The sequence below is a fragment of the Caballeronia zhejiangensis genome (assembly GCF_000698575.1).
GTDB lineage: Bacteria > Pseudomonadota > Gammaproteobacteria > Burkholderiales > Burkholderiaceae > Caballeronia > Caballeronia zhejiangensis.
In genome coordinates, this window is record NZ_JFHD01000032.1 from 1 (window position 1) to 25,025 (window position 25,025).

Here is a 25,025-nt window from a genome sequence, read left to right on the forward strand (position 1 = left end):
TGCACAGCTCATCGAGATGCTCACCGCCGAGCAAAATCGCCGCAAACGCGCTCATAAATCCGCTTTGCCAAGCATCGATGAGTTCATTCGCTTCATCTCACAGCGCATCAAGGACGCCGATCGCGACATCGACGCCTTCCTGCACGCCAACGATCTCTGGCGCAAGACCGAGGCCGTGCTGCGCTCGGTGCCCGGCATCGGCAAAGGCGCCGCGGCCGTGCTCATTGCCTTTCTGCCCGAACTCGGAACCCTCAACGCCCGCGAAATCGCCTCGCTCGCCGGGCTCGCCCCGTTCAATTCCGATAGCGGCGCTCACTGCGGCCAGCGACACGTCTCGGGCGGCCGCCCCATCGTGCGGCGCGCCCTCTACATGGCCTGCGTCGCCGCCCAGCGATCCAACGCGCACATCAAGGCGTTTTGCGACCGCCTGCGCGCCAGAGGCAAAAAGACCAAAGTCGCATTCGTCGCAGCAATGCGCAAGATGCCCACCCAGCTCAACGCCATGATGCGCGACGGCACAACTTGGAATCCCCCAAAACCATGATCCTTACCAACTCAACCCTTGACGCTCAATACAGTTACTTTCTTTGCAGCAGCAAAGAAAGTGACTGCCGCCCCGCACAGGGGCAGTGCTAATAGACCGACGCGAAAACAGGATTCTACGAAAGCGGAAGCAAACAAGCACAAGCCCGACACGACAACGGGATCCGGCGACAATCACCAGAACCCACTCAAGCCGCAAGCGACTTCCTAAACGCTGTCCGCGACCCCGGAAACCTCACGATAAACATACTCCCCTTCCCCACTTCGCTTTTAACGTCGAGCTCTGCACCGTGCCGTTGCAGCACATGCTTGACGATGGCAAGCCCAAGCCCTGTCCCCCCCGTATCCCGCGACCGGCTCCGATCCACTCGATAAAACCGCTCCGTCAAACGCGGAATATGCTCCGCAGGAATCCCGAGCCCCGTATCCCGCACCGTGAAAACCGCACGATCCTTCATGCGCTGCCACGTCACCTCGATGGTCCCGCCATCAGGCGTATAACGCACGGCGTTGGTCACGAGATTGCCGAGCGCGCTCATCACTTCGGTCTCGACGCCCGCAACCGTCAGCGCATCGTCGCTATGAAACGTGATGCGATGGCGCCCGTTCGACAGATTGTTCGCGTCGTCTTCCAAATGACGCAGCACGGCGCGCATATCCAGCAGTTCATCGCCAGGCGGCCGCATGTCGCCTTCGAGATTCGCGAGCACGAGCAGATCGCGCACGATGTTCTGCATGCGCGACGCCTGCTGCTCCATCATGTCGAGATAACGCATGCGATCGGCTTCATCGAGCGGCAACTCACGCATGGTTTCGAGAAAGCCGGATAGCACGGTAAGCGGCGTCTTCAACTCATGCGAGACATTGGCGACGAAATCGCGGCGCATCGAATCCGTGCGCTCCAGTTCGGTAATGTCTTGCGTCAGAAGCAGCTTGCGATTGTCGCCGTACGGAAACACCTGCACCGAAACCGTGTATTTGCGATTCACGCCCATGCCGCGCATCACGAGCATCTCTTCGTAGTGGTGCGCGTTCAGATAGCGGACGAAATCGGGATTGCGCACGAGATGCGTGATGTGCTGGCGCAAGTCGCGCTTCGCATCGAGACCGAAGTGCTTCTCGGCGATGTCGTTACACCACTCGATCTGATCGTGATCGTCGAGCATCGCGACGCCGTTCGGTGACGCCTGGATCGCCTGAATGAAGCGCGCATGCTGTTGCTCGACCTGACGCACTTGCGCGTGCCAGCGCTTCGCGAGCTTGTGCAGGCGATAGTAGATCTCGCCCCAGATGCCGAGGGCGCTCGGCACCTCGCCGTAGACCGGCGCTTCGAGCAGACGCCAGAGGCGCTGCATGTGATACGTGACGAAGAAGCCCTGCACGACGAGCATGAGCACCGCGAAGGCAAGCGCGATGCGCAAGCCCGCGAATGCGCCGATCGCGGCGCAGAGCGCGGCGAGCAGCGCGAGGGACACGATCGCACGCGTCCAGATGATGTTCATGTTGTCGGTGAGTCTGAGTGACGTTGATGCGGCAAGTTAAAGCGGATAACGTTGAAGCAGAACTCAGGCGCTCTTCGCAAGCCGGTATCCGCTGCCGCGCACCGTTTCGATCATAGCATCGCAACCCGCCGGCTTGAGCGCAGCACGCAGACGCTTGATATGCACATCGACCGTGCGCTCTTCGACGAACACGTGATCGCCCCACACCTGATCCAGCAATTGCGTGCGGCTGTGCACGCGCTCAGGATGCGTCATGAAAAAGTGCAGCAGGCGAAATTCCGTCGGACCGAGATCGAGCTTGATGTCGTTGCCCGAATGACTCGCCGCCACGCGATGCGTCGCCGGATCGAGACGCAGCCCGTTGATCGCGACGACGTCTTCGGTCAACTGCGGCGCGCGCCGGCGCAACACCGCCTTGATGCGCGCCATCAGTTCCTTCGGCGAGAACGGCTTCGTGACGTAATCGTCCGCGCCGATTTCGAGGCCGAGCACCTTGTCCTGCTCGTCGCCGCGCGCTGTCAGCATGATGATCGGAATGTGCTTCGTGCGCTCGTTGTTGCGCAGCTCTCGCGCGAACGCGATGCCCGACTTGCCCGGCAACATCCAGTCGAGCAACACGAGATCGGGCAGCACGTCGCTGATCAGGTTTTGCGCCTGTTCCGCGTTATACGCACGAATCGGGCAATGTCCCGCATGTTGAAGGTTCACCGAAATCAGTTCGGAGATCGCGGGTTCGTCTTCGACGACGAGGATACTGCTGGGCATCGGCACCTCTTGACCTTTTGCTTGAAATGAAACGATTGCGCGCGATTAACTCAGCGCCTCACGTTCGAGCTGATCGCGCGAAATATGCCGCACGTCGGTGCCCTTGACGATGTAGATGATGAACTCAGCGATGTTCTTCGCGTGATCGCCGATGCGCTCCACCGCTTTCGCGATGAACAGATAATCGAGGCCCGCCGAAATCGTGCGCGGATCTTCCATCATGTACGTCACGAGCTTGCGCACGAAGGCGCGGAATTCCTCGTCGATGGCCTTGTCGTCGCGCACGATCTGCGCGGCGGCAACCGTGTCGAGACGCGCGAACGCATCGAGCGCGCGGCGCAGGATCGATACCGCCATTTCGCCCGACAGCTTGATCTCGGCGATGTTCACCGTGCGGCCCGCGCCGTCTTCGTTGATGCGCTTCACGCGCTTGGCGATCTTCTCCGCTTCGTCGCCGGCGCGTTCGAGATTCGTGATCGTCTTCGAGATCGCCATCAACAGACGCAAGTCACGCGCAGCCGGCTGACGGCGCGCGATGATGTTGCTGCACTCTTCGTCGATCTCGACTTCCATCATGTTCAGACGCGCTTCGGCCGCGATCACCTGATCCGCGATGCCGATGTCGAATTCGTTCAGCGCCTGCATCGCCGCGATGATCTGCGACTCGACCAGACCGCCCATTTCCAGCACTTTCGACGACACCGCGTTGAGATCGGCGTCGAACTGGCTCGAAAGATGTTTATCGGACATATATGCTCCTTAAGCCTTCTGTTTCACCTGGCTGACGATCAGCCGAAGCGGCCCGTGATGTAGTCTTCCGTTTCCTTGCGGGCCGGCTTGATGAAGATCTTTTCGGTGTCGCCGAACTCGATCAATTCACCGAGATACATATAGGCAGTGTAGTCCGAACAACGCGCCGCCTGCTGCATGTTGTGCGTGACGATGACAACCGTGTAATCGCTTTTCAGTTCGGCGATCAGCTCTTCGATACGGCCCGTCGAAATCGGGTCGAGCGCCGAGCAAGGTTCGTCCAGCAGCAGCACTTCCGGACGAATCGCGATGCCGCGCGCGATGCACAGACGCTGCTGCTGGCCACCCGACAGACCGTAGCCGCTTTGCTGCAACTTGTCCTTTACTTCGGTCCAGAGCGCGGCTTTCGTGAGCGCCCATTCGACGCGGTCATCCATTTCCGAGCGCGACAGTTGCTCGAACATCTTCACGCCGAACGCGATGTTGTCGTAGATCGACATCGGGAACGGCGTCGGCTTCTGGAACACCATGCCGACGCGCGCGCGCAGGAGCGAAATATCCTTCGTCGTGTCGAGCAGGTTCGTGCCGTCCATCAGGATTTCGCCTTCGGCGCGCTGCTCCGGATAAAGCGCATACATCTTGTTGAACGTGCGCAGAAGCGTGGACTTGCCGCAGCCCGACGGACCGATGAACGCCGTCACTTTCTTCTCGGGAATGCGCAGGTTGATGTTCTTCAGCGCGTGATACTTGTTGTAGAAGAAGTTGAGGTTGTTCACCTCGATCTTCGGCTTGATGGAATCGGCAGGCTGCGAACTGTGCGTCGGGCGCACGCTGCCCGGCACCGGTCCGCGCTCGATCTGCTTTTCCTGGTGGTTGACACCGCTTTCGACCATGTTCATGGAATCACTCCACCCTTATTTCTTCGAGAAGATCGCGCGCGCCAGGATATTCAGACCCAGCACGCCGAGCGTAATCAGGAACACACCGGCCCACGCGAGCGATTGCCACTGCGGGAACGGACTCATCGCGAACTTGTAGATCGTCACCGGCAAATTGGCCACCGGCTGGTTCATGTCCCACGAGAAAAATTGATTCGACAGCGCCGTGAAAAGCAGCGGCGCGGTTTCGCCCGCGATACGCGCGACCGCCAGCAACACGCCCGTCACGATGCCGCCCACCGACGCCTTCAGCGTGATCGACATCACCATCTTCCACTTGGGCGTACCGAGTGCGAACGCGGCTTCGCGCAATGCGTTCGGCACGAGCTTCAGCATGTTTTCCGTCGTGCGGATCACGATCGGAATCTGCAGCAGCGCCAGCGCGATCACGCCGGCCCAGCCCGAGAAGCGGCCCATCTTCGCGACGACGATCGCATACACGAAGAGACCGACGACGATCGAAGGCGCCGACAGCAAGATGTCGTTGATGAAGCGCGTGACGCTCGCGAGCCAGCGCTTCTGGCCGTACTCCGCGAGGTAGACGCCCGCGAGAATGCCGAGCGGCGTGCCGACGAACGTTGCGAGCACGACGAGCATCAGCGAGCCGACGATCGCGTTGGCGAGACCGCCGCCATCGGTGTTCGGCGGCGGCGTCGATTGCGTGAACAGATCGACCGACAACCCGCCGATGCCGAGCCTGAGCGTCGTGAAGAGAATCCACACGAGCCAGATGAGGCCGAAGGCCATCGCGGCGAGCGAGAGCGTCAGCGCAACCGCGTTCGTGCCGCGGCGGCGGCGCTGCAGCTTCTGACGCGTGGCTTCCACGCGGCTCGAATCCTGGTTGAACGTAGCGGGACGGCTCATTATTTACGGCCCTCCCCGCGTTCCATGCGCAGAAGCATCAGCTTCGAGAGCGCGAGCACGAAGAACGTGATGACGAAAAGAATCAGACCGAGCTCCATCAACGCCGACGTATGCAGGCCCGGACTCGCTTCCGCGAATTCGTTCGCGAGCGCCGAGGTGATGCTGTTGCCGGGCGAGAAGAGCGACACGTTGTCGAGCAGGTTCGTATTGCCGATGACGAACGTCACAGCCATCGTCTCGCCGAGCGCGCGGCCGAGGCCGAGCATGACGCCGCCGATCACGCCGGCGCGCGTATAGGGCAGCACGATCTTCCACATGACTTCCCACGTCGTGCAGCCGATGCCGTATGCCGATTCCTTCAGCAGCACGGGCGTCACTTCGAACACGTCGCGCATCACGGATGCGATGTACGGAATGATCATGATCGCGAGAATCACGCCGGCGCACAGAATGCCGATGCCGATCGGCGCGCCTTGAAAGAAGATGCCGATCAGGGGCACGTCGCCGAGCAGCTTGCCGAGGGGCTTTTCGAAGTATTGCGCGAAGATCGGCGCGAACACGAGCAGGCCCCACATGCCGTAGACGATCGACGGAATCGCCGCGAGAAGTTCGATCGCGACGCCGAGCGGACGGCGCAGCCACGCGGGCGACAGTTCGGTCAGAAAGAGCGCGATGCCGAAGCTCACCGGCACCGCGATGATGAGCGCGATGATCGACGTCGCAATCGTGCCGTAGATGGGCACGAGCGCCCCGAACGAGTCGCTGGGCGGATCCCATTCCGAACGCCAGAGGAACGAGAGGCCGAATTTCTGAATGGTCGGCATCGACGCGATGATCAGCGAAACGATGATGCCGCCGAGCAGGAGCAGCGTGATGACAGCCGCAAGCCGCGTCACGCCGCCGAAAATGATGTCGCCGATGCGGCTCGGCGCGCGCTGCGTATGCGCCGCCGGCACGGCCGACGATAGGTTGATGTCCGACATGGGAGCCTTGGTTTCGCTACGTGTCAGACCGCGCGGCGAACGTTGGCTCGCCGCGCGGCTTCCTTGCTGCGTTGCTGTCCCGCGAATCAGAAGCTTAGGACAGTTTCAAACGACTGCTTGCTTCCCTTATTCCGCGACCGCCTTGCCCGATGCGTCCTTGACCTTCGCCTTCCATTGCGTCTTGATTTCGGCGACGACCGAATCCGGCAGCGAGATATAGTCGAGATCGTTCGCAGCCTGGCCGCCGTTCTTGAACGCCCAGTCGAAGAATTTCAGCGTTTCCGTGCCCTGCGCCGGCTTCTCTTGCGTCGCGTGCAGCAGCACGAAGGTCGCGCCGACGATCGGCCATGCGTTCTTGCCCGGCTCGTCCGTCAGAATCTGATAGAACGACTTCGACCAGTCCGCGCCCGCTGCCGCTGCCTTGAACGTGTCGGTCTTCGGCTCGACGACCGTGCCGGCCGAATTCTTCATGCCGACGTAGGTCATCTTGTTCTGCTTCGCGTACGCCCATTCGACGTAGCCGATCGCGCCCGGCAGACGCTGCACGAATGCCGCGACGCCGTCGTTGCCCTTGCCGCCCGTGCCCGTCGGCCAGTTGACCGTCGAACCTTCGCCGACCTTCGACTTCCACTCGGTGTTCACCTTCGACAGATAGTTCGTCCAGATGAAGCTCGTGCCGGAGCCGTCGGCGCGCCGCACGACCGCGATGTCCGTATCCGGCAGCTTGACCTTCGGGTTCAGCGCGGCGATTTCCGGGTCGTTCCACTTCTTGATCTTGCCGAGGTAGATGTCGCCGAGCACCTGGCCCGATAGCGTCACTTCGCCAGCCTTCACGCCCGGCACGTTGATGACCGGCACCACGCCGCCGACGACCGTCGGGAACTGGAACAGGCCGTTCTTCGCGAGTTCGTCGTCTTTCAGCGGAGCGTCCGAGCCCGCGAAATCCACGGTCTTCGCGATGATTTGCTTGATACCGCCCGACGAGCCGATGCCTTGGTAGTTCACCTTGCCGCCGCCCGTTTTCTGGTAGGCGTCCGCCCACTTCGTGTAGATCGGCGCTGCAAAGGTGGAACCCGCGCCGGTGATGTCGGCTGCTTGAGCGGAGATGGCGAACACTGCACCAATCAGGCCGGCCAGCGCGGTTTGCATCAATTTCATTCTTAATCTCCAGTAGTGAGCGTGTGTCGCGTGAGCGTGTAGACGACACCGCGAAATATAGGAGGAGTCTGTGACAGTAATATGACTAATCGTGAAGCCAGCATGTCAATGCGCTTACGTGCTGAAAGTTTGATCACAGCCGATCCGTCAAGCCAGCGGCGCAAATAAAAAAGCGGGCCGAAGCCCGCTTTTAGCGAAACGCGACGAACTTCAGTGAACGCCTACGAAGTCGCGTCCTTTACGACCTGCGCAATCGTTTCCGCGTATCGAACCGCGTCCTGTTGCGCCGATGCTTCCACCATCACGCGCAAGACCGGTTCGGTTCCCGACGCGCGAATCAAGACGCGGCCGTGCGATTGGAGGGATTGCTCGGCTTGCTCGACCGCGCGGCGAATCGCGGCGCTGCCTTTCCAGTCCGCGCCCGCGCTCATCCGCACGTTGATGAGCTTTTGCGGGAACAGGCTGACGCCGCGAAGCAGATCGGCGAGCGACTTGCCGCTGCGCTGGATCGCTGCTAGCACGAGGAGCGCCGAGACGATGCCGTCGCCGGTCGAGTGACGGTCCAGCGAAAGGATGTGGCCCGAGCCTTCCGCGCCCAGCAGCCAGCCGTTCTCGCGCAATTTTTCGAGGACGTAGCGGTCGCCGACCGCCGCGCGCACGAACTGCACGCCCGCCTCCTTCAGCGCCACCTCGACGGCCATGTTGGTCATCAGCGTGCCGACTGCGCCTTCCACCTTGCCATCGGTCGCGATGCGATCCTTGACCAGCACGTAGAGCAATTCGTCGCCGTTATAGAGACGGCCGGACGAATCGACGACCTGCAGACGGTCCGCGTCGCCGTCGAGCGCGATGCCGATATCCGCCTTGTGCTCGACCACCGCGCGCACGAGCGCGTCCGGGGCGGTCGCGCCAACGCCGTCGTTGATGTTGAAGCCGTTCGGCGACACGCCGATCGACACGACTTCCGCGCCGAGTTCATGGAAAACGTGCGGCGCGACGTCATATGCGGCGCCGTGCGCGCAATCGACGACGAGCTTCAGACCGCGCAAGTCGAAACTCGCGGGAAAGGTGCTCTTGCAGAATTCGATGTAGCGTCCGCCTGCATCATCCAGACGCCGGGCTTTACCGAGGCGCTCGGAAGGCGCGCATTCCATCGGCTGCTCGAGCTGGCGCTCGATTTCCAGTTCGACTTCGTCGGGCAGCTTGTTGCCGTCGGCGGAGAAAAATTTGATGCCGTTGTCGTCGTACGGATTGTGCGACGCGCTGATCACGACGCCCGCCGACAGCCGCAGTGCACGCGTCAGATAGGCGACGCCAGGCGTCGGCATCGGGCCGGCCAGCATCACGTCGACACCCGCCGCCGAAAAGCCGGATTCCAGCGCGGCTTCGAGCATGTAGCCCGACACGCGCGTGTCCTTGCCGATCAATACCGTCGGACGATTGCCCTTCTTTTGCTGTGCGCGGTCGGCGCCCGCAAGCACCTTTCCGGCCCCGTAGCCGAGCTTGAGTACGAAATCCGGCGTGATCGGCGCGACGCCTACGCGGCCGCGGATGCCGTCGGTTCCAAAATATTGACGTGCCATTGTTGCTTGACCCTCCTCGCGACCGTTCGGCGCATCGTATCGGTCCACGATTTTAGTTAATGAGTTCTATCGGCGCGCGCCTGCGCCCAAATTGCTGATGAATGAGGCCAGTGTCAATAATGCCCATTCCCGGCAGCATTCTTTGTTGCCTGCCAGACTTTCAGCGCATCGACGGTTTCGGCGACATCGTGGACGCGGATGATGGCCGCGCCCCGCTCTGCGGCGCACACCGCCGCGGCGACGCTCGCCGCGAGCCGCTCGCCCGCGCCGCGTCCGGTGACGGCGCCAAGCATCGACTTGCGCGACATGCCCGCGAGCAACGGAAAGTTCGTCCCGGCGGGCGACGTGTCCGTGAGATGCGCGAGCAACGCGTAATTATGCTCGACCGTCTTGCCGAAGCCGTAACCCGGATCGAGACTGATGCGGTCTGTCGCAATGCCCGCGCGCCCGAGTGCGGCGACGCGCTCCGCGAAGAACGCGCGCACGTCGGCGACGACGTCTTCGTACACCGGCTCGTGAAGCTGCATTGTGCGCGGCTCGCCGAGCATGTGCATCACGCAAAGTCCGCAGTTGCTGCCCTTGACGGCGTCGATCGCGCCGTCCTGACGCAAGCCCCAGATGTCGTTGATCATGTCCGCGCCGGCGTCGAGCGCGGCGCGCATCACGGCTGGTTTGTACGTGTCGACGGAAAGCGGCACTCGAACGGCGCGCAATGCCTCGACTATCGGCACCACGCGCTCGAGTTCGTCGTCGAGCGGCACGGGCGGCGCGCCGGGACGCGTGGATTCACCGCCGATATCGATCATGTCGGCGCCGTCGGCGAGCATCTGCTCGGCGCGAGCCAGTGCGGCGTCGCGCGAAATGAAGCGGCCGCCATCGGAGAACGAGTCCGGCGTAACGTTGAGAATGCCCATGACGAGCGGGCGGTCGAAGGTCAGCGTGAAGCGTCCGCATTGGAGCGGCGCGGCTGAAATCGGGGATGGGGTTGAAGTGGCCAAGCGGATAGAACGGAACGGAGGGACGGAGACGGCGCCGCGTTCAGCACCTGATTAAAAACGGACGCCATAAAGTGAAAATGGGCCGGCGTGCTATGCACACCGGCCCATGAACTCATGCAGGAAACTCAGGCCGTTGCCGGCGCGTTGCCCGGTTTGACCTCGGTGCCGCTGCTACCACCGGATGGCGTGTCGCCGGACGGCGGCGGCATGTTCTTCGGCGGACGCGGCGGACGATCCGACATGATGTCGCCAATCTGGTCCGCGTCGATGGTTTCCCATTCGAGCAGCGCCTTGGTCATCGCTTCGACCTTGTCGCGGTTGTCTTCCAGCAGCTTCCGGGCGAGCGCATATTGCTCGTCGAGGATGCGGCGGATTTCCGCATCGACCTTCTGCTGCGTGGCTTCGGACACCGACTTCGCGCCCATCTTGCCGAACATGCCGTTGTCTTCCGTATCGACGTAGACCATCGTGCCGAGCACGTCGGACATGCCGTAGCGCGTCACCATGTCGCGCGCCATCTTCGTTGCGCGCTCGAAGTCGTTCGACGCACCGGTCGACATCGAATTCAGGAACACTTCCTCCGCTGCGCGGCCACCGAACAGGATCGCGATTTCCTCCAGCATCTTGTCGCGATACAGGTTCACGCGGTCATGCTCGGGCAACTGCCACGTAACGCCCAGCGCCCAGCCGCGCGGCATGATCGTGACCTTGTGCACCGGATCGGCATGCGGAAGCAGCTTCGCAACCACCGCGTGACCCGACTCGTGGTATGCCGTATTGCGACGCTCTTCTTCGCGCATCACAGCCGATTTGCGCTCCGGACCCATGAAGATCTTGTCCTTCGCGTCCTCGAAATCCTGCATCTCGACGATGCGCTTGCCGCGACGCGCCGCGAACAGCGCAGCCTCGTTCACGAGATTCGCGAGATCGGCGCCCGAGAAACCCGGCGTGCCGCGCGCGATGACCGATGCATCGACGTCGTTCGCGATAGGCACCTTGCGCAGGTGCACCTTCATGATGTGCTCGCGGCCGCGGATATCCGGCAGACCGACATAGACCTGACGGTCGAAACGGCCCGGACGGAGCAGCGCCTTGTCCAGCACGTCCGAACGGTTCGTCGCCGCGATCACGATCACACCGGAATTCGCCTCGAAGCCGTCCATCTCGACGAGCATCTGGTTCAGCGTCTGCTCGCGCTCGTCGTTGCCGCCGCCCATGCCGGCGCCGCGATGACGGCCAACCGCGTCGATTTCGTCGATGAACACGATACACGGCGCATGCTTCTTCGCCTGCTCGAACATGTCGCGCACACGAGCCGCGCCCACGCCGACGAACATTTCGACGAAGTCTGAACCCGAAATGCTGAAGAACGGCACTTTCGCTTCGCCCGCGATGGCGCGCGCCAGCAGCGTCTTACCGGTTCCCGGCGGGCCGACCAGCAGCACGCCGCGCGGAATGCGTCCGCCGAGCTTTTGGAATTTCTGCGGGTCGCGCAGGAAGTCCACGAGTTCCGAGACTTCTTCCTTGGCTTCGTCGCAACCCGCGACGTCGGTGAAATTGATTGCGTTGTTGTTTTCGTCGATCAGCCGCGCTCGCGACTTGCCGAACGAAAACGCCCCGCCTTTGCCGCCTCCCTGCATCTGCCTCATCATGTAGAACCAGAAGCCGATGATCAGGATCGTAGGTCCGAGGTAGTACAGCGCGGAGACGAGCGCATTCGGTTCATCGTCAGCCTTGCCGCTGACCTGAACGCCGTATTTCATCAAGTCGCCGACCATCCATATGTCGCCGGGCGACACGATCTGGTACTTCTGGCCGTCGTTCGGAGTGACCGTCAGATTGCGGCCCTGAACGGTGACGTTCTTGACTTTGCCGTTCTTCGCGTCGTCCATGAACTGCGAATAGGACACACCTTCCTGGACGCGGGGCTTATCGAACTGCTTGAACACCGTAAACAGCACCAGTGCGATCACGAGCCACACTGCCGCTTTAGAGAACATATTGTTGTTCAAAGCACCACTCCTCACTCATAGACGGGCGCCTACATAAACCTTGCGACGCCACCAAAGCATTCTAATCCAGACCGCTAACCCCTGCCATAAGGTTTAACTACCGCACAAATAGCGGCAGAGAGGTTGTTTTCGGCATATTCCGCGAAAATATCGCCGTAATTCGCCGAATCGCTCGAGCGGGCCGTTCAGTTCGGTTGCTTGAGCCGCCGCCCGAGAATAAAAGTCTCCGACGATTTGTCGCGAGAAGCTTTCGGCTTGCGTGGCGCAACCACCTTGAACTGTTGCTTGAACTTCTCAACGATCTGGCTGTATCCGCTGCCGTGAAAACATTTGACCAGCAGCGCACCCTCCGGTTTCAGATGGTTCTGCGCGAACTCCAGCGCCAGATCGCATAGATGCTCGATGCGCGCGGCATCCGCACTCGCCACGCCTGAGAGGTTGGGGGCCATGTCGGAGATTACAAGGTCCACCTGACGCTCGCCGACGATTTCATCGAGTTGCGCAAGCACTTCGTCCTCGCGAAAGTCGCCCTGGATGAACGTGACGTCCGAAATCGGCTCCATCGGCAGAATATCCAGCGCGATGATCGTGCCGTCGATGCCGCCCTGGCGCTCGGCATCGCGCTTCGCGCCCTGCGCGAGTTTGTTGCGCGCGTACTGGCTCCAGGAGCCGGGCGTCGAGCCGAGATCGACGATGACCTGACCCGGCTTGATGAGTTTGTCCTGCTCGTCGATCTCCTTCAGCTTGTATGCGGCGCGCGCGCGATAGCCCTCGCGCTGCGCCATCTTTACGTAGGGATCGTTGATGTGGTCATGCAACCACGAATGATTAAAACGGTTCTTTGCCATTCAAACTGAGCTCATGTGGCGCGCTGACAGCACGCCCGGTGCGTATTTTGCTGCATCGCGCGAGGCTTTTAGCGGATAATACGCGTCTTGTCGGCCGGACCGGTCCTCGGCGCGCTCGCGCTCCGAAAACCCGTGCATCCGGCCTGTTCTGTTTCTGGTGGGCGGTGGCGCGACCGATGCGCCGAAGATCCGGCACGAAGCCGTGCGCTTTCGCTGCAGCGTGTTCAAACCGCCTCGCGAATCTACCTCACGCCGCCCACATTTTAGTCGAGTCCGAAATTTCTCATGCCAGCTCTTAAACTCTCCCCCGCCGAACGCGCCGATCTGCGCTCCCAGGCCCATGCGCTCAAGCCCGTCGTGCTCGTCGGCGCGGAGGGTCTGACCGATGCCGTGCTGAAGGAAATCAACGTCCACCTGGAAGCGCATCAGCTCATCAAGGTCCGCGTATTCGGCGACGAACGCGAAGCACGCGTCGAAATCTACGACGAAATCTGCGATCGCCTGAACGCCGCGCCTATTCAGCATATCGGCAAGCTGCTCGTGATCTGGAGACCCGAAGGCGCCGCTCCGAAAACCCGCGCCACCCGCACGCGCAGCACGATGCCTCCGAGCGCAGGCGAAGCCGCCGAACGCGAGACGAAGGGCCGCGCGCCGCGCACGGTGAGGGCAGTGAAAATCACCCGCGATGCGCCCGCGTTCAAGAAACCCAAAAAGCAGACGCTGAAGGTACTGGGCAACGAACGTGTGACCGCCGGCGGCAACGTGAAGCGCGCGAAGAAACGTCAGACCAGCTCGAAGCGCCAGCATCAGACGGTCAAATGATCGAACGGCGCGTGCATTTCCAATGAAACGCACGCGCCGTCCTGAGCAAGCGCGATTCAGCTTCGCGCTCTTTTCGCCGCCACCTTGGCGGATTTCCCCTTCGGCACGATCTTGACGGGCGCCGCGCCCGGCAAGCGCCACACCAGCGCAATGCCGAACAGGCATTCGATCAGATAGATCGCGCTGGATAGGCCGTGCAGAATGCCGAACTCCTTCGCATACGGCGAGCTCGCGAGATCGGTGCCCGCTTCCTGCGCCGCCATTCGCAGCGAGTTCATGAACGGCTGCAAGGCGAAATAGCCGACCAGCACGCACACGAGCATCACCGCGACGATCCACCGCACGCGTTTGTAATCGACGATGCCGCTTTTCACGAAGCGATTGCCGATGAGGATCAGCACCAGCGCGCTGATCACGCCGATGATCGCCTCGATGCGGAAGAGCTGCGCCGCCACCGAGCCCGCCGACGTGCGGTCGAGCATCGAAAAGAGCACGGGCGCAGCGACCAGACCGAGGGTCAGCAGACTGCCGACCCAGACCATGCTGATGGTGCGAAAGAGCCGGTGCTCCATCAGACGTAGCGAACCGCGATGATCTCGTATTCGCGTGCGCCGCTCGGCGCCTGCACCGATGCCACGTCGCCTTCCGACTTCGCGATCAGCGCGCGCGCGATCGGCGAGCTCACGGAGATGAGGCCGTGATCGATGTCGGCTTCGTCATCGCCGACGATCTGATACGTCACCATGTCGCCCGATTCCAGGTCCTCGAGTTCGACGGTCGCGCCGAACACCACGCGACCTTCCGCTTCGACCTGCGTCGGATCGATCACTTGCGCGGCGGCCAGCTTCGACTCGATTTCCGCGATGCGGCCCTCGATGAACCCCTGCTTTTCCTTCGCGGCGTCGTATTCCGCGTTTTCCGACAAGTCGCCTTGCGCGCGCGCCTCCGCGATCGCGTTGATGACCGCCGGACGCTCCACGGCCTTCAGGCGTTGCAATTCGTCGCGCAGCAACTCCGCGCCGCGCTTCGTCAAAGGAATCGTGCTCATAGACCACTCACAAACAATTTCGTCAAAAAAATTACCGCGGTTAAGCGCATCTCCCACAGAGCAGGAGACGCCGCTTAACCGCGGCTCGTGATACTTAGACCAGTAATCGAAGCCTTAGTTTAGGCGAGCATGCAAGCCTTGTAAATCATAGACTTCCAAATCTCGGAGATACCTCAACCCTTCGACCGCCGCGCGCGCTCCCGACATCGTCGTGTAGTACGTGACCTTGTTGGCCTGCGCGCTCATGCGGATCGAGCGCGAATCGGCGATGGCGGCGCGCGTTTCGTCGACGGTCGTGAAGACGAGCGCGATCTCGCCGTTCTTGATCATGTCGACGATGTGCGGACGGCCGTCTTTCACCTTGTTGACGACCTTCACCGGCACGCCTGCCGCCGCGATGGCCGCGGCCGTGCCCTTGGTTGCGACGATCGGATAGCCGAGCTCGTGCAGCATCTGCGCGACTTCGACGGCCTTCGGCTTGTCGGCGTCCATCACGGTCAGAAGCACCGTGCCCGATTCCGGCAGACGCGAGCCCGCCGCGAGCTGCGACTTGAAGAGTGCTTCGCCGAACGTGCGGCCCACGCCCATCACTTCGCCGGTCGAGCGCATTTCGGGTCCGAGCACCGGATCGACCGCCGGGAACTTCACGAACGGGAACACCGCTTCCTTCACGCTGAAGTACGGCGGAATGACTTCCTTCGTCACGCCTTGTGCCTTGAGCTTCTGGCCGACCATCGCGCGAGCGGCGATCTTGGCGAGCGGCAAACCGGTTGCCTTCGACACGTACGGCACCGTGCGCGATGCGCGCGGATTCACTTCCAGCACGTAGATGATGTCCTTCTTGGAGCCGTCGTCTTGCGGGACTTGCTGAATCGCGAACTGCACGTTCATCAGGCCGATGACGTTCAGTGCCTTCGCCATTGCGGCGGTTTGCCGCTTCAGTTCGTCGACGGTTTCCTGCGACAGCGAATACGGCGGCAGCGAGCAAGCCGAGTCGCCCGAGTGCACGCCCGCCTGTTCGATGTGCTCCATCACGCCGCCGATGAACACGTCGTCGCCATCGGAGATGCAGTCGACGTCGCATTCGATCGCGTCGTTCAGGAAGCGGTCGAGCAGCACCGGCGAATCGTTCGACACCTTCACGGCTTCGCGCATGTAGCGCTCGAGGTCGCGCGGCTCGTGGACGATTTCCATCGCGCGGCCGCCGAGCACGTACGACGGACGCACGACCAGCGGATAACCGATTTCCTCCGCGAGCTTCAGCGCTTCGTCTTCGGCGCGCGCCGTGCGATTCGGCGGCTGACGCAGATCGAGATCCTTGAGCAGCTTCTGGAAGCGCTCGCGGTCTTCGGCGGCGTCGATCATGTCCGGCGACGTGCCGATGATCGGCACGCCGTTCGCTTCCAGATCGAGCGCGAGCTTGAGCGGCGTCTGGCCGCCGTACTGCACGATCACGCCGACCGGCTTTTCCAGATCGACGATTTCGAGCACGTCTTCGAGCGTCAGCGATTCGAAGTACAGACGGTCGGACGTGTCGTAGTCGGTGGAAACCGTCTCCGGATTGCAGTTGACCATGATGGTTTCATAGCCGTCCTCGCGCATGGCGAGCGCGGCATGCACGCAGCAGTAGTCGAACTCGATGCCCTGCCCGATCCGGTTCGGGCCGCCGCCCAGCACCATGATCTTCTTCTTGTCGGTCGGATTCGCTTCGCACTCTTCTTCGTACGTCGAGTACATGTAGGCGGTCTTCGTCGCGAACTCGGCCGCGCACGTGTCGACGCGCTTGTACACCGGGCGCACCTTCATTTCGTGACGCTTCTTGCGCACGTCTGCTTGCGTCGAACCGGTCAGCTTCGCCAGACGCCGGTCCGAGAAGCCGCTCTTCTTCAGATACAGCAGTTCGTCACGCGTGAGGCTCGCGAGCGTGCGGCCTTCGAGCGCCTTTTCCTTGAGGATGATCTGTTCGATCTGCGCGAGGAACCACGGATCGATCGACGTCTCTTCGAAGATTTCTTCCATCGTCAGGCCGAGACGGAAGGCGTCACCGAGATACCAGATGCGGTCCGGACCCGGCTCGCCAATTTCGCGGATGACTTCGTCGCGGCTCGTGGTCTTCTCATCGAGACCGTCGACGCCGACTTCCAGACCGCGCAACGCCTTCTGGAACGATTCCTGGAACGTGCGGCCCATTGCCATGACTTCGCCGACGGACTTCATCTGCGTGGTCAGGCGCGAATCCGCTTCGCGGAATTTCTCGAACGCGAAGCGCGGCACCTTCGTCACGACATAATCGATCGTCGGTTCGAACGATGCGGGCGTTTGTCCGCCGGTGATTTCGTTCTTGAGTTCGTCGAGCGTGTAGCCGCACGCGAGCTTCGCGGCGACCTTGGCGATCGGGAATCCCGTTGCCTTCGATGCCAGCGCCGACGAACGCGACACGCGTGGATTCATTTCGATGACGACCATGCGGCCGTCCTTCGGGTTGATCGCGAACTGCACGTTCGAGCCGCCGGTATCGACCCCGATCTCGCGCAGCACCGCGAGCGACGCGTTGCGCAGCACTTGATACTCTTTGTCGGTGAGCGTCTGCGCCGGCGCGACGGTGATGGAATCGCCGGTGTGCACGCCCATCGGGTCGAGGTTTTCGATCGAGCAGACGATGATGCAGTTGTCCTTTTTATCGCGGACGACTTCCATCTCGTACTCTTTCCAGCCGAGCAGCGATTCTTCGATGAGCAGCTCGCGCGTCGGCGAGAGATCGAGACCGCGACGGCAAATCTCTTCGAACTCTTCCTTGTTGTACGCGATGCCGCCGCCCGAGCCGCCCAGCGTGAACGACGGACGAATCACGGTCGGATAGCCGCCGCTGCCGGTCGCTTCGGCGATCTGCTGCTGCACGGCGAGCGCTTCTTCCATCGAATGCGCGATGCCCGACTTGGCCGAACCGAGGCCGATCTTCGTCATCGCGTCCTTGAACTTCTGGCGGTCTTCCGCCTTGTCGATCGCTTCCGGCGACGCACCGATCAGCTCGACCTTGTACTTTTCCAGCACGCCGTGATGGAACAGGTCGAGCGCGCAGTTGAGCGCGGTCTGTCCGCCCATGGTCGGCAGGATCGCGTCCGGGCGCTCTTTCGCGATGATGCGTTCGACCACTTCCCACGAAATCGGCTCGATATACGTGACGTCGGCCGTGTTCGGATCCGTCATGATCGTCGCCGGATTGCTGTTGACGAGGATGACCTTGTAGCCTTCCTCACGCAGCGCCTTGCATGCTTGCGCGCCCGAATAATCGAACTCGCACGCCTGGCCGATGATGATCGGACCCGCGCCGATGATGAGGATGCTCTTGATGTCTGTGCGCTTCGGCATAACTGTGCTCTGTATATTTGCGATGTTCTGTTCTTAGGCTGCGACCTTCTGTGCTTCCATCAGCTTGATGAAGCGGTCGAACAGATACGCGATGTCGTGCGGGCCGGGCGACGCTTCCGGATGGCCCTGGAAGCAGAAGGCGGGCTTGTCGGTGAGCGCGAAGCCTTGCAGCGTGCCGTCGAAGAGCGAGACGTGCGTGACTTTCGCGTTGGCGGGCAGCGTCGACGCATCGACCGCGAAACCGTGGTTCTGCGACGTGATGACCACGCGGCCGTCGTCCATGTCCTTCACCGGATGGTTCGCGCCGTGGTGGCCGGTCTTCATCTTCATCGTCTTCGCGCCGACGGCGAGACCCATGATCTGATGGCCGAGGCAGATGCCGAACGTCGGAATGCCGCGCTCGATGAATTCCCTGGTGGCCGCGATGGCGTAATCGCACGGCTCCGGATCGCCGGGGCCGTTCGACAGGAAGATGCCGTCCGGATTGAGCGCGAGCGCATCGGCGGCGGTCGATTTCGCGGGCAGCACGGTCACGTGGCAACCGCGCTCCGCCAGCATGCGCAGGATGTTGTACTTCACGCCATAGTCGAACGCGACGACGCGAAACTTCGGCGCTTCCTGCTTGCCGTAGCCGCTGCCCAGACGCCATTCGGTCTGCGTCCATTCGTAGGGCTGGTCCGTCGACACGACCTTCGCGAGGTCCATGCCCGCGAGGCCCGGGAACGAGCGTGCGAGCTCGAGCGCTTTCGCTTCGTCATCGGAACCGGCGAGAATGCAGCCGTTCTGCGCGCCCTTCTCGCGCAGGATACGCGTGAGCTTGCGCGTGTCGATGCCGGCGATCGCGACGACGCCTTGCGCCTTGAGATAGTCGGAGAGCGTCTGCTCGGAACGGAAGTTGGATGCGAGCACCGGCAGGTCGCGAATGATGAGGCCGGCGGCATGGACTTTGGTGGCTTCGACGTCTTCGGCGTTCACGCCGTAGTTGCCGATGTGCGGATAGGTCAGCGTGACGATCTGGCGGGCATAGCTCGGATCGGTCAGGATTTCCTGATAACCGGTGATTGCGGTGTTGAACACCACTTCGCCGATCGTCGAACCGGGCGCGCCGATCGATTGACCACGAAAGACCGTGCCGTCGGCAAGTGCGAGAAGTGCGGGGGAAAATGACGGCAACACGGGAAGCTCCTTGGGGAACACCCTGTTACCGACCTGTCTGTCCGAAATTCAGGCTTGGCTTCCCGTCGCTCGAAGAACGAGGGGTTTCCTTCGCGCAGTGTGGCGGCGGCTCGCGAGGCGCGCGTCGCGGTTCGGTTCAGCTCGCTTGCATGGGCAAACGCAGTGACGAAGCGGGCGACTGGCGGCGTGCGGCGCGCGCCGACTGGCGCAGCGAACGACGGTGTGTGGGAGGTAGGCGCTAGGGTGCGGGTTGATGTGCTCAAACCTTCGAATTATAGCGTTAAATTGACACATCTGCCAAATTTGGGAGCGCTCTGCTTGCCTCCCGCCGCCCCGATCACGACGCCGCGTTTTCCACTTCCGCCTCGCGTTCGTGCAGCGCGCGGCCCGGCAACATGTACCAGATCGCGCTCGCCACTTGCAGCGCAATCAGTGCCGCCCACACCGAAATATGCGCCGATGCCGGATAGCGCCCCGCTTCCGCAGGCCAAAGCGACAACATAGTGCCGACCCCGACCTGAAAGCCGAAGATCAGCAGGAAGATGACGAGCGTGAGCGTCGTATTCACGCGTCCCGCCATGTGCGACGGGAAATACTTCGCCGCGACCGCATAACTCAGGATGCCCGTGCCGCCGAATACGCCATACGCGGCGATGAGCGTCGCGGGCGGCAGCGGCACGCGCAGCACCATCAGCAACTGGGTGGCGACGAAAAGCACCATGCCCGCGCCGCAGAACGCGTACACCGACACGCCGCGCCGCTCGAGACTGCGCGCCGCCGCGCCGAAGCCCACCGAGCCGAACATCATCGCGAAACCGAGCACGGAGACGATCGCCGACGAATGCGCGGGCGTGAGATTCATCACGTCGATGAGATAGGGACGGATCCAGAGCGACTGCATCGCGAAGAAGACGCCCTGCGTGACGACCGGAAACGACGCGATCTTCCAGAACGCGGCGCTTCTCATGATGTGCCACGTGCCCTTGAACTGCGTGACGATGTCCGCCTGATGATGCGTATCCGCCTTGCGCGGCGCGAAGAGCGCAATCGCCGCCGCGACGACGAGCGTGAACACCGCGAGCCCGAAGCACACCTGACGCCACGTTGCGAATTGCAGCAGCGCCGACAGCGGCGATCCGACGACGACGCCGCCCAATCCGCCGACGGCCATCGTGAATCCGTTGATGAGCGGCAGGCGCCAGATCGGGAAATGCTGCGCCGACGCCTTGAACGCCGCCGCCAGACACACCGACACGCCCACGCCGATGAGCAGGCGCCCGGACATCAGCCCTGCCAGGCTATTCGAGGCCCCAAACACGCCAATGCCCGCCGCGGCGAACACGAGCATGCCGGCCGTCACACGCGCCGGCCCGAAGTGATCGAGCAGTACGCCGACAGGAATCTGCGCGGCAGCAAAGCCGATGAAGTACAGCGCCGTCAGCAGGCCGAGATCGGCGGCCGACAAGCCGAGTTCGTGCGTGATGAGCGGCGCGAAGCCGAGATTGACGCCGCGGAACACGTACGAGACGAAGTAGCCGGCGGCAAAGAGGATGAAAACGCGGAGACGAACGGTGGACGACATATGAAACGGACGCTTCATCGATTCTTTCGGATCGACAGTTTAGCGGCGTCCGCAAAAGAACACGCCGTCACCTTGGTGACGGCGTGGGTTATCGCGCCGGCAAAACCGCGTGCGTTATTTCTTCTTGCTGCTCTTCGACGTGGCAGCCGGCTTCGCGGTCTTGGCCGCGGCAGCAGGCTTTGCTGCATGCGATGCCGAAGAAGACGACACCTTCGTCACCTTCCCCGACGTATGGGCACTCGTCTTGCCGCCGCGCGATGTCTTCGGCTCAGGTACGCGCGTGCCGATCTTCGACACGCCGCCCGATGAACGGCTCGACGCCGCCACCGTCTCCACACGCGCCGGACCCGGCTCGGCCGGAACCGGTCGGCCATACGGCACATGCAGCACGACCACCTGCCCCGGCATGAACATGTCTCCGCGCGTGCGGTTCCATGCGCGCAACTGTGCCGGCGAAACGTTGTAGCGGTCTGCCAGCGTGCCGATCGACTGCTTGCGGCGCACGCGGATGACGAGCCGGCGCGTGTCGGGCACGTCGCGCTCGATTGCGAGCATCGCATTGGCCGCGACGTCGGCGCTGATGTCTTCGTCGTCATCGTCGGTGCGGGGCACGACGATCGTCGAGCCCGGCTTCAGGCGCATGCCCGCCGGAATGCGGTTGACGGACATCAGCGTGTCAGCGTCCACGCCGATTTTTTCGGCGATCGCCGCCGGACGCGCGCGCTCGGTGACGGTGTACGTCGTCCACGACGACAGCGCGCCCGAGTACGACGAAAGGTTGCGCTGAAACGACGCAGCGTTATCGAACGGCAGCAGAATCTGCGGATTGGTCGCGCCGAGAATCACCGGCTTCGAGAACGACGGATTCAGCGAGCGAAATTCTTCCACGCTCATGCCGGCAAGCTTCGCGGCCATCGTCACGTCGATGTCGCGCGCGGTCGTGACCGTCACGAAATACGGGTGATTCGGGATGTCCGGCAACGTGAGACCGTACATCTGCGGATTGCTCACGATGTTCTTCACGGCCTGCAGCTTCGGCACGTAGTTGCGCGTCTCGTTGGGCATGCGCAGGCTTTCGTAGTCGGTCGGCAAGCCCGCCGCTTCGTTGCGCGCGATCGCGCGCTGCACGTTGCCCTCGCCCCAGTTGTATGCGGCGAGCGCGAGATGCCAGTCGCCGAACATGTCGTGCAGACGCGAAAGGTAGTCGAGCGCGGCAGACGTCGACGCGAGCACGTCGCGGCGCTCGTCCTGCCACATGTTCTGCTTGAGGTTGTAATCGCGGCCGGTGCCCGGCATGAACTGCCACATGCCCGCGGCCTTCGCGACCGATAGCGCCTGCGGGCTGTATGCCGATTCGATGAACGGCAGGAGCGCGAGCTCGGTCGGCATATGCCGCTGCTCGAGTTCCTCGACGATGTGATACAGATACTTCTGCGAGCGCGTGGTCATGCGCTCGACGTAATCCGGGCGTTGCGCGTACCAGTTGACCTGCATGTCGACGAGGTCGCTTTGCAGATCGGGAATCTGGAAGCCGCCGCGGATGCGGTTCCAGAGATCGGACGAACCCGCGAGCGAAGTCACGGGCGTCTTGTCGACGTTAATGGTTTCCTTGGCTGCTGCGGTGCGGCGAATCGTGTCGGCGACTTGTTGCGGCGAAGCGTTGGAGTTGGCTGTTGCTGTAATTGGATCTGACGCCGTAGGTCCTTGGCTCGCGCACGCGGCGAGCATCAGGACGGACAGCGCGCTAAGGGTTAGTCGCATGGAGAACGTCTCTGCTTCCAAAAGATGATGCTTGGAAATTTGCAGCCGATAGTACGGAACAGCACTTAAGACGTCAATAAGAATGCGCGCAAAACCCCTGCAAAATCCTGCATCTAACGTCGATTCCAACGTTTCGGTTGAAGTTAGCCCCAAATAGGTTCGGGTTAGCGGAACTTATCCTTCCAGCCGCGCATCATTCGAAACGCTTCGAGCCGGTCCGAAACGGGCGCGCCGAATTGCGACGCAAGCGTTGCGTGGATCGCCGGGACGTCCGCACGCAGGAACGGATTCACCGTTTTTTCGTGGCCGATGGTCGTCGGCAAAGTCGGCTTGCCGGCGGCGCGCAACGCCTGCGCGTCCTCGCTCCAGCGCAGTAGCGCGGTGTTGTCCGGCTCGCACGCGCGTGCGAACTTGATGTTCGACAGCGTGTACTCGTGCGCGCAGTGAACCTGGGTGTTGTCCGGTAGCGCGGCGAGCGCGTCGAGCGAACTGAGCATCTGCTGCGGCGTGCCCTCGAAAAGACGGCCGCAGCCGCTCGCGAAGAGCGTGTCGCCGCAGAAAAGATGCGGCGTGCCGTTCGGATCGCCCGCCTGGAAATAGGCGATGTGTCCGGCCGTGTGACCCGGCACGTCGATCACGGAGAGTTCGAGCGCCGGCTTGTCGATGCGCACCCTGTCGCCGCCGGTGACGCGCTGCGTCAGATGCTCGATGCGCTCGCCAGCCGGGCCGTAGACGGGAATCCCACCCTCTGCCGTTCGGCTATCGATGAGTGCTTTCACGCCGCCGACGTGGTCGTGGTGATGGTGCGTGAGTAAAATAGCGGTCAGCCGCCAACCACGTTTGGCCAGATAGGCCTCGACGGGCGCGGCGTCGCCGGGGTCGATCACGACCGCATCGCGCGAGTCCGACACGAGCCAGATGTAGTTGTCCTCGAATGCCGGGACCGGCACGTATTCGAGTGCATCCTGGGCAGGCGATTTCTTGGCAAGCGAATTCATGGCGATCATCTATGCGGCAATCCGAACATGTCTGACCGATCGATTATAGACTGGCCCACCTGGACGAGCTCGGCGCCCGGGCGCTACGTGCTCGAATGGGAGCAGGCGCAGCTCGATCACGTCGTGTCCGACATCTTCGGCTATCACGCGCTGCAGCTCGGCATGCCGCAGCTCGACGCGCTGCGCGAAAATCGCATGACCGGGCGCGCGCTCGTGCTCGACGCCGAAAGCGCATCGAGCGCACCGTACACGCCGCCGCGCGCGACGACGCCCGGCGTGAGCGCGCTTCCCGCGGCGAGCGCGCCCGACGGCCGCAGCACCGTGTGGTGCGATCTGCTCGACCTGCCTTTCGAAGCGCAGAGCGTCGATTTGCTCGTGCTGCCGCACACACTCGAATTCTCGCCCGATCCGCACCGCCTGCTGCGCGAAGCCGAGCGCGTGCTGGTGCCCGAAGGCCAGTTGATCATCCTCGGCTTCAATTCGCTGAGTTTGTGGGGCGCGCGGCAGTCGCTCGGCAAGGTCGCGGGACGGCCGTTCGTGCCATCGGCGCACGAGATGATCGCGTTCACGCGCATCAAGGACTGGATCAAGCTGCTCGGATTCGACCTTGAACGCGGGCGCTTCGGCTGCTATCGTCCGCCGCTTGTCACGGACAAATGGCTGCAACGCTATCAATTCATGGAAGCCGCCGGCGATCGCTGGTGGCCCATCTTCGGCGCGGCGTACATGATCACGGCGGTCAAACGCGTGCGCGGCATGCGCGTCATCGGTCCGCGCAAGCTCAAAAAACCCGCGCTCGCGCCTGGCCTCGCTCCGGTCGCCGCTCCGCACACGCGCAACGAGACTCGCAAAGAGCATTGATGACTCAAGAATCCGCATCGAACAAGGTAATCGACATCTACACGGACGGCGCCTGCAAAGGCAATCCGGGACCCGGCGGCTGGGGCGCGCTGCTGCGTTTCGGCTCGCTGGAGAAGGAGCTGTTCGGCGGCGAAGCCGCGACCACCAACAACCGCATGGAACTGATGGCCGTGATCTCCGCGCTCGAGGCGTTGAAACGTCCGTGTCACGCGATCATCCACACCGATTCGCAATACGTGCAGAAAGGCATCAGCGAATGGATTCACGGCTGGAAGAAAAAGAACTGGATGACGGCCGCGAAGACGCCCGTCAAGAACGCCGATCTCTGGAAGCGCCTCGACGAACTCGTCGCGCGGCATGAGATCGAATGGCGCTGGGTCAAGGGCCACGCCGGACATCCCGAAAACGAACGCGCCGATGCGCTCGCCAATCGCGGCGTGACATCGCTTGCGGACAACTGAACG

Annotated in this window: 22 protein-coding genes; 4 read left to right on the forward strand and 18 right to left on the reverse strand. The window is 62.4% G+C overall.

The features are described 5' to 3' along the window. Positions 1-544: IS110 family transposase (locus BG60_RS27955; RefSeq protein WP_034473504.1), on the forward strand; the 544-nt coding region annotated here is incomplete at its 5' end. 187 nt (positions 545-731) lie between these two features. Here the strand turns inward: BG60_RS27955 and phoR are convergent. From phoR to BG60_RS28010, 11 genes are all read right to left on the reverse strand, one after another. Further along, positions 732-2,045: a phosphate regulon sensor histidine kinase PhoR gene (gene phoR / locus BG60_RS27960; protein ID WP_008342027.1), complete on the reverse strand. Its 1,314-nt coding sequence runs from the start codon at positions 2,043-2,045 to the stop codon at positions 732-734. 63 nt (positions 2,046-2,108) lie between these two features. Further along, positions 2,109-2,810, reverse strand: coding sequence for a phosphate regulon transcriptional regulator PhoB (gene phoB, locus BG60_RS27965; protein ID WP_008342029.1), 702 nt, complete (start codon positions 2,808-2,810; stop codon positions 2,109-2,111). Positions 2,811-2,855: 45 nt separating this feature from the next. Then, positions 2,856-3,560, reverse strand: coding sequence for a phosphate signaling complex protein PhoU (phoU, locus tag BG60_RS27970; protein WP_008342031.1), 705 nt, complete (start codon positions 3,558-3,560; stop codon positions 2,856-2,858). A gap of 38 nt (positions 3,561-3,598) precedes the next feature. Next, on the reverse strand, positions 3,599-4,459 hold the full coding sequence (pstB, locus tag BG60_RS27975; protein ID WP_008342032.1) for a phosphate ABC transporter ATP-binding protein PstB: 861 nt from the start codon (positions 4,457-4,459) through the stop codon (positions 3,599-3,601). Positions 4,460-4,474: 15 nt separating this feature from the next. After that, positions 4,475-5,362 carry a phosphate ABC transporter permease PstA gene (pstA, locus tag BG60_RS27980; RefSeq protein ID WP_008342035.1) on the reverse strand — a complete coding sequence of 296 codons (888 nt, stop codon included), beginning with the start codon at positions 5,360-5,362 and terminating at the stop codon, positions 4,475-4,477. Beyond that, on the reverse strand, positions 5,362-6,345 hold the full coding sequence (pstC, locus tag BG60_RS27985) for a phosphate ABC transporter permease PstC (protein WP_008342037.1): 984 nt from the start codon (positions 6,343-6,345) through the stop codon (positions 5,362-5,364). Before pstC ends, pstA begins: the two co-directional genes overlap by 1 nt. 126 nt (positions 6,346-6,471) lie before the next feature. Continuing rightward, on the reverse strand, positions 6,472-7,503 hold the full coding sequence (gene pstS / locus BG60_RS27990) for a phosphate ABC transporter substrate-binding protein PstS (RefSeq protein WP_008342038.1): 1,032 nt from the start codon (positions 7,501-7,503) through the stop codon (positions 6,472-6,474). A gap of 221 nt (positions 7,504-7,724) precedes the next feature. Beyond that, positions 7,725-9,086: a phosphoglucosamine mutase gene (gene glmM / locus BG60_RS27995; protein WP_034473506.1), complete on the reverse strand. Its 1,362-nt coding sequence runs from the start codon at positions 9,084-9,086 to the stop codon at positions 7,725-7,727. 113 nt (positions 9,087-9,199) lie between these two features. Next, entirely contained in the window at positions 9,200-10,000 is an 801-nt protein-coding gene (folP, locus tag BG60_RS28000) for a dihydropteroate synthase (protein WP_152563235.1), read from the reverse strand. Between the two features lie 209 nt (positions 10,001-10,209). Further along, on the reverse strand, positions 10,210-12,096 hold the full coding sequence (gene ftsH / locus BG60_RS28005) for an ATP-dependent zinc metalloprotease FtsH (protein ID WP_008342043.1): 1,887 nt from the start codon (positions 12,094-12,096) through the stop codon (positions 10,210-10,212). A gap of 185 nt (positions 12,097-12,281) precedes the next feature. Further along, positions 12,282-12,944 (reverse strand): RlmE family RNA methyltransferase, encoded by a 663-nt coding sequence (locus tag BG60_RS28010; protein WP_008342044.1) that lies wholly within the window; start codon positions 12,942-12,944, stop codon positions 12,282-12,284. Between the two features lie 285 nt (positions 12,945-13,229). Between BG60_RS28010 and BG60_RS28015 the strand changes: the two genes are divergently transcribed. After that, a complete protein-coding gene (locus BG60_RS28015) occupies positions 13,230-13,766 on the forward strand; it encodes a YhbY family RNA-binding protein (RefSeq protein ID WP_034473509.1) in 537 nt (178 codons plus the stop codon). A 56-nt stretch (positions 13,767-13,822) separates the two neighbouring features. On the opposite strand, the gene BG60_RS28020 is transcribed toward BG60_RS28015, so the two are convergent. From BG60_RS28020 to gloB, 7 genes are all read right to left on the reverse strand, one after another. Further along, positions 13,823-14,338, reverse strand: a complete 516-nt coding sequence (locus BG60_RS28020) for a DUF4149 domain-containing protein (RefSeq protein WP_008342046.1) — start codon at positions 14,336-14,338, stop codon at positions 13,823-13,825. Next, positions 14,338-14,814 (reverse strand): transcription elongation factor GreA, encoded by a 477-nt coding sequence (greA, locus tag BG60_RS28025; protein WP_008342047.1) that lies wholly within the window; start codon positions 14,812-14,814, stop codon positions 14,338-14,340. Before greA ends, BG60_RS28020 begins: the two co-directional genes overlap by 1 nt. 114 nt (positions 14,815-14,928) lie before the next feature. After that, positions 14,929-18,183 (reverse strand): carbamoyl-phosphate synthase large subunit, encoded by a 3,255-nt coding sequence (gene carB, locus BG60_RS28030; RefSeq protein WP_034473511.1) that lies wholly within the window; start codon positions 18,181-18,183, stop codon positions 14,929-14,931. A gap of 33 nt (positions 18,184-18,216) precedes the next feature. Beyond that, positions 18,217-19,359: a glutamine-hydrolyzing carbamoyl-phosphate synthase small subunit gene (gene carA / locus BG60_RS28035; RefSeq protein WP_034473546.1), complete on the reverse strand. Its 1,143-nt coding sequence runs from the start codon at positions 19,357-19,359 to the stop codon at positions 18,217-18,219. Between the two features lie 337 nt (positions 19,360-19,696). Then, complete coding sequence (locus tag BG60_RS28040; protein ID WP_420912058.1) at positions 19,697-20,959, reverse strand: MFS transporter; 1,263 nt, start codon at positions 20,957-20,959, stop codon at positions 19,697-19,699. Between the two features lie 96 nt (positions 20,960-21,055). Continuing rightward, positions 21,056-22,702 (reverse strand): transglycosylase SLT domain-containing protein, encoded by a 1,647-nt coding sequence (locus BG60_RS28045; protein ID WP_033537087.1) that lies wholly within the window; start codon positions 22,700-22,702, stop codon positions 21,056-21,058. 164 nt (positions 22,703-22,866) lie between these two features. Beyond that, complete coding sequence (gloB, locus tag BG60_RS28050; RefSeq protein WP_051996666.1) at positions 22,867-23,709, reverse strand: hydroxyacylglutathione hydrolase; 843 nt, start codon at positions 23,707-23,709, stop codon at positions 22,867-22,869. A gap of 18 nt (positions 23,710-23,727) precedes the next feature. Here gloB and BG60_RS28055 point away from each other — a divergent pair, with 18 nt between their 5' ends. Next, positions 23,728-24,561 carry a class I SAM-dependent methyltransferase gene (locus BG60_RS28055; protein ID WP_008342053.1) on the forward strand — a complete coding sequence of 278 codons (834 nt, stop codon included), beginning with the start codon at positions 23,728-23,730 and terminating at the stop codon, positions 24,559-24,561. Next, on the forward strand, positions 24,561-25,022 hold the full coding sequence (gene rnhA / locus BG60_RS28060) for a ribonuclease HI (protein ID WP_008342054.1): 462 nt from the start codon (positions 24,561-24,563) through the stop codon (positions 25,020-25,022). Before BG60_RS28055 ends, rnhA begins: the two co-directional genes overlap by 1 nt. Positions 25,023-25,025: the final 3 nt, after the last annotated feature.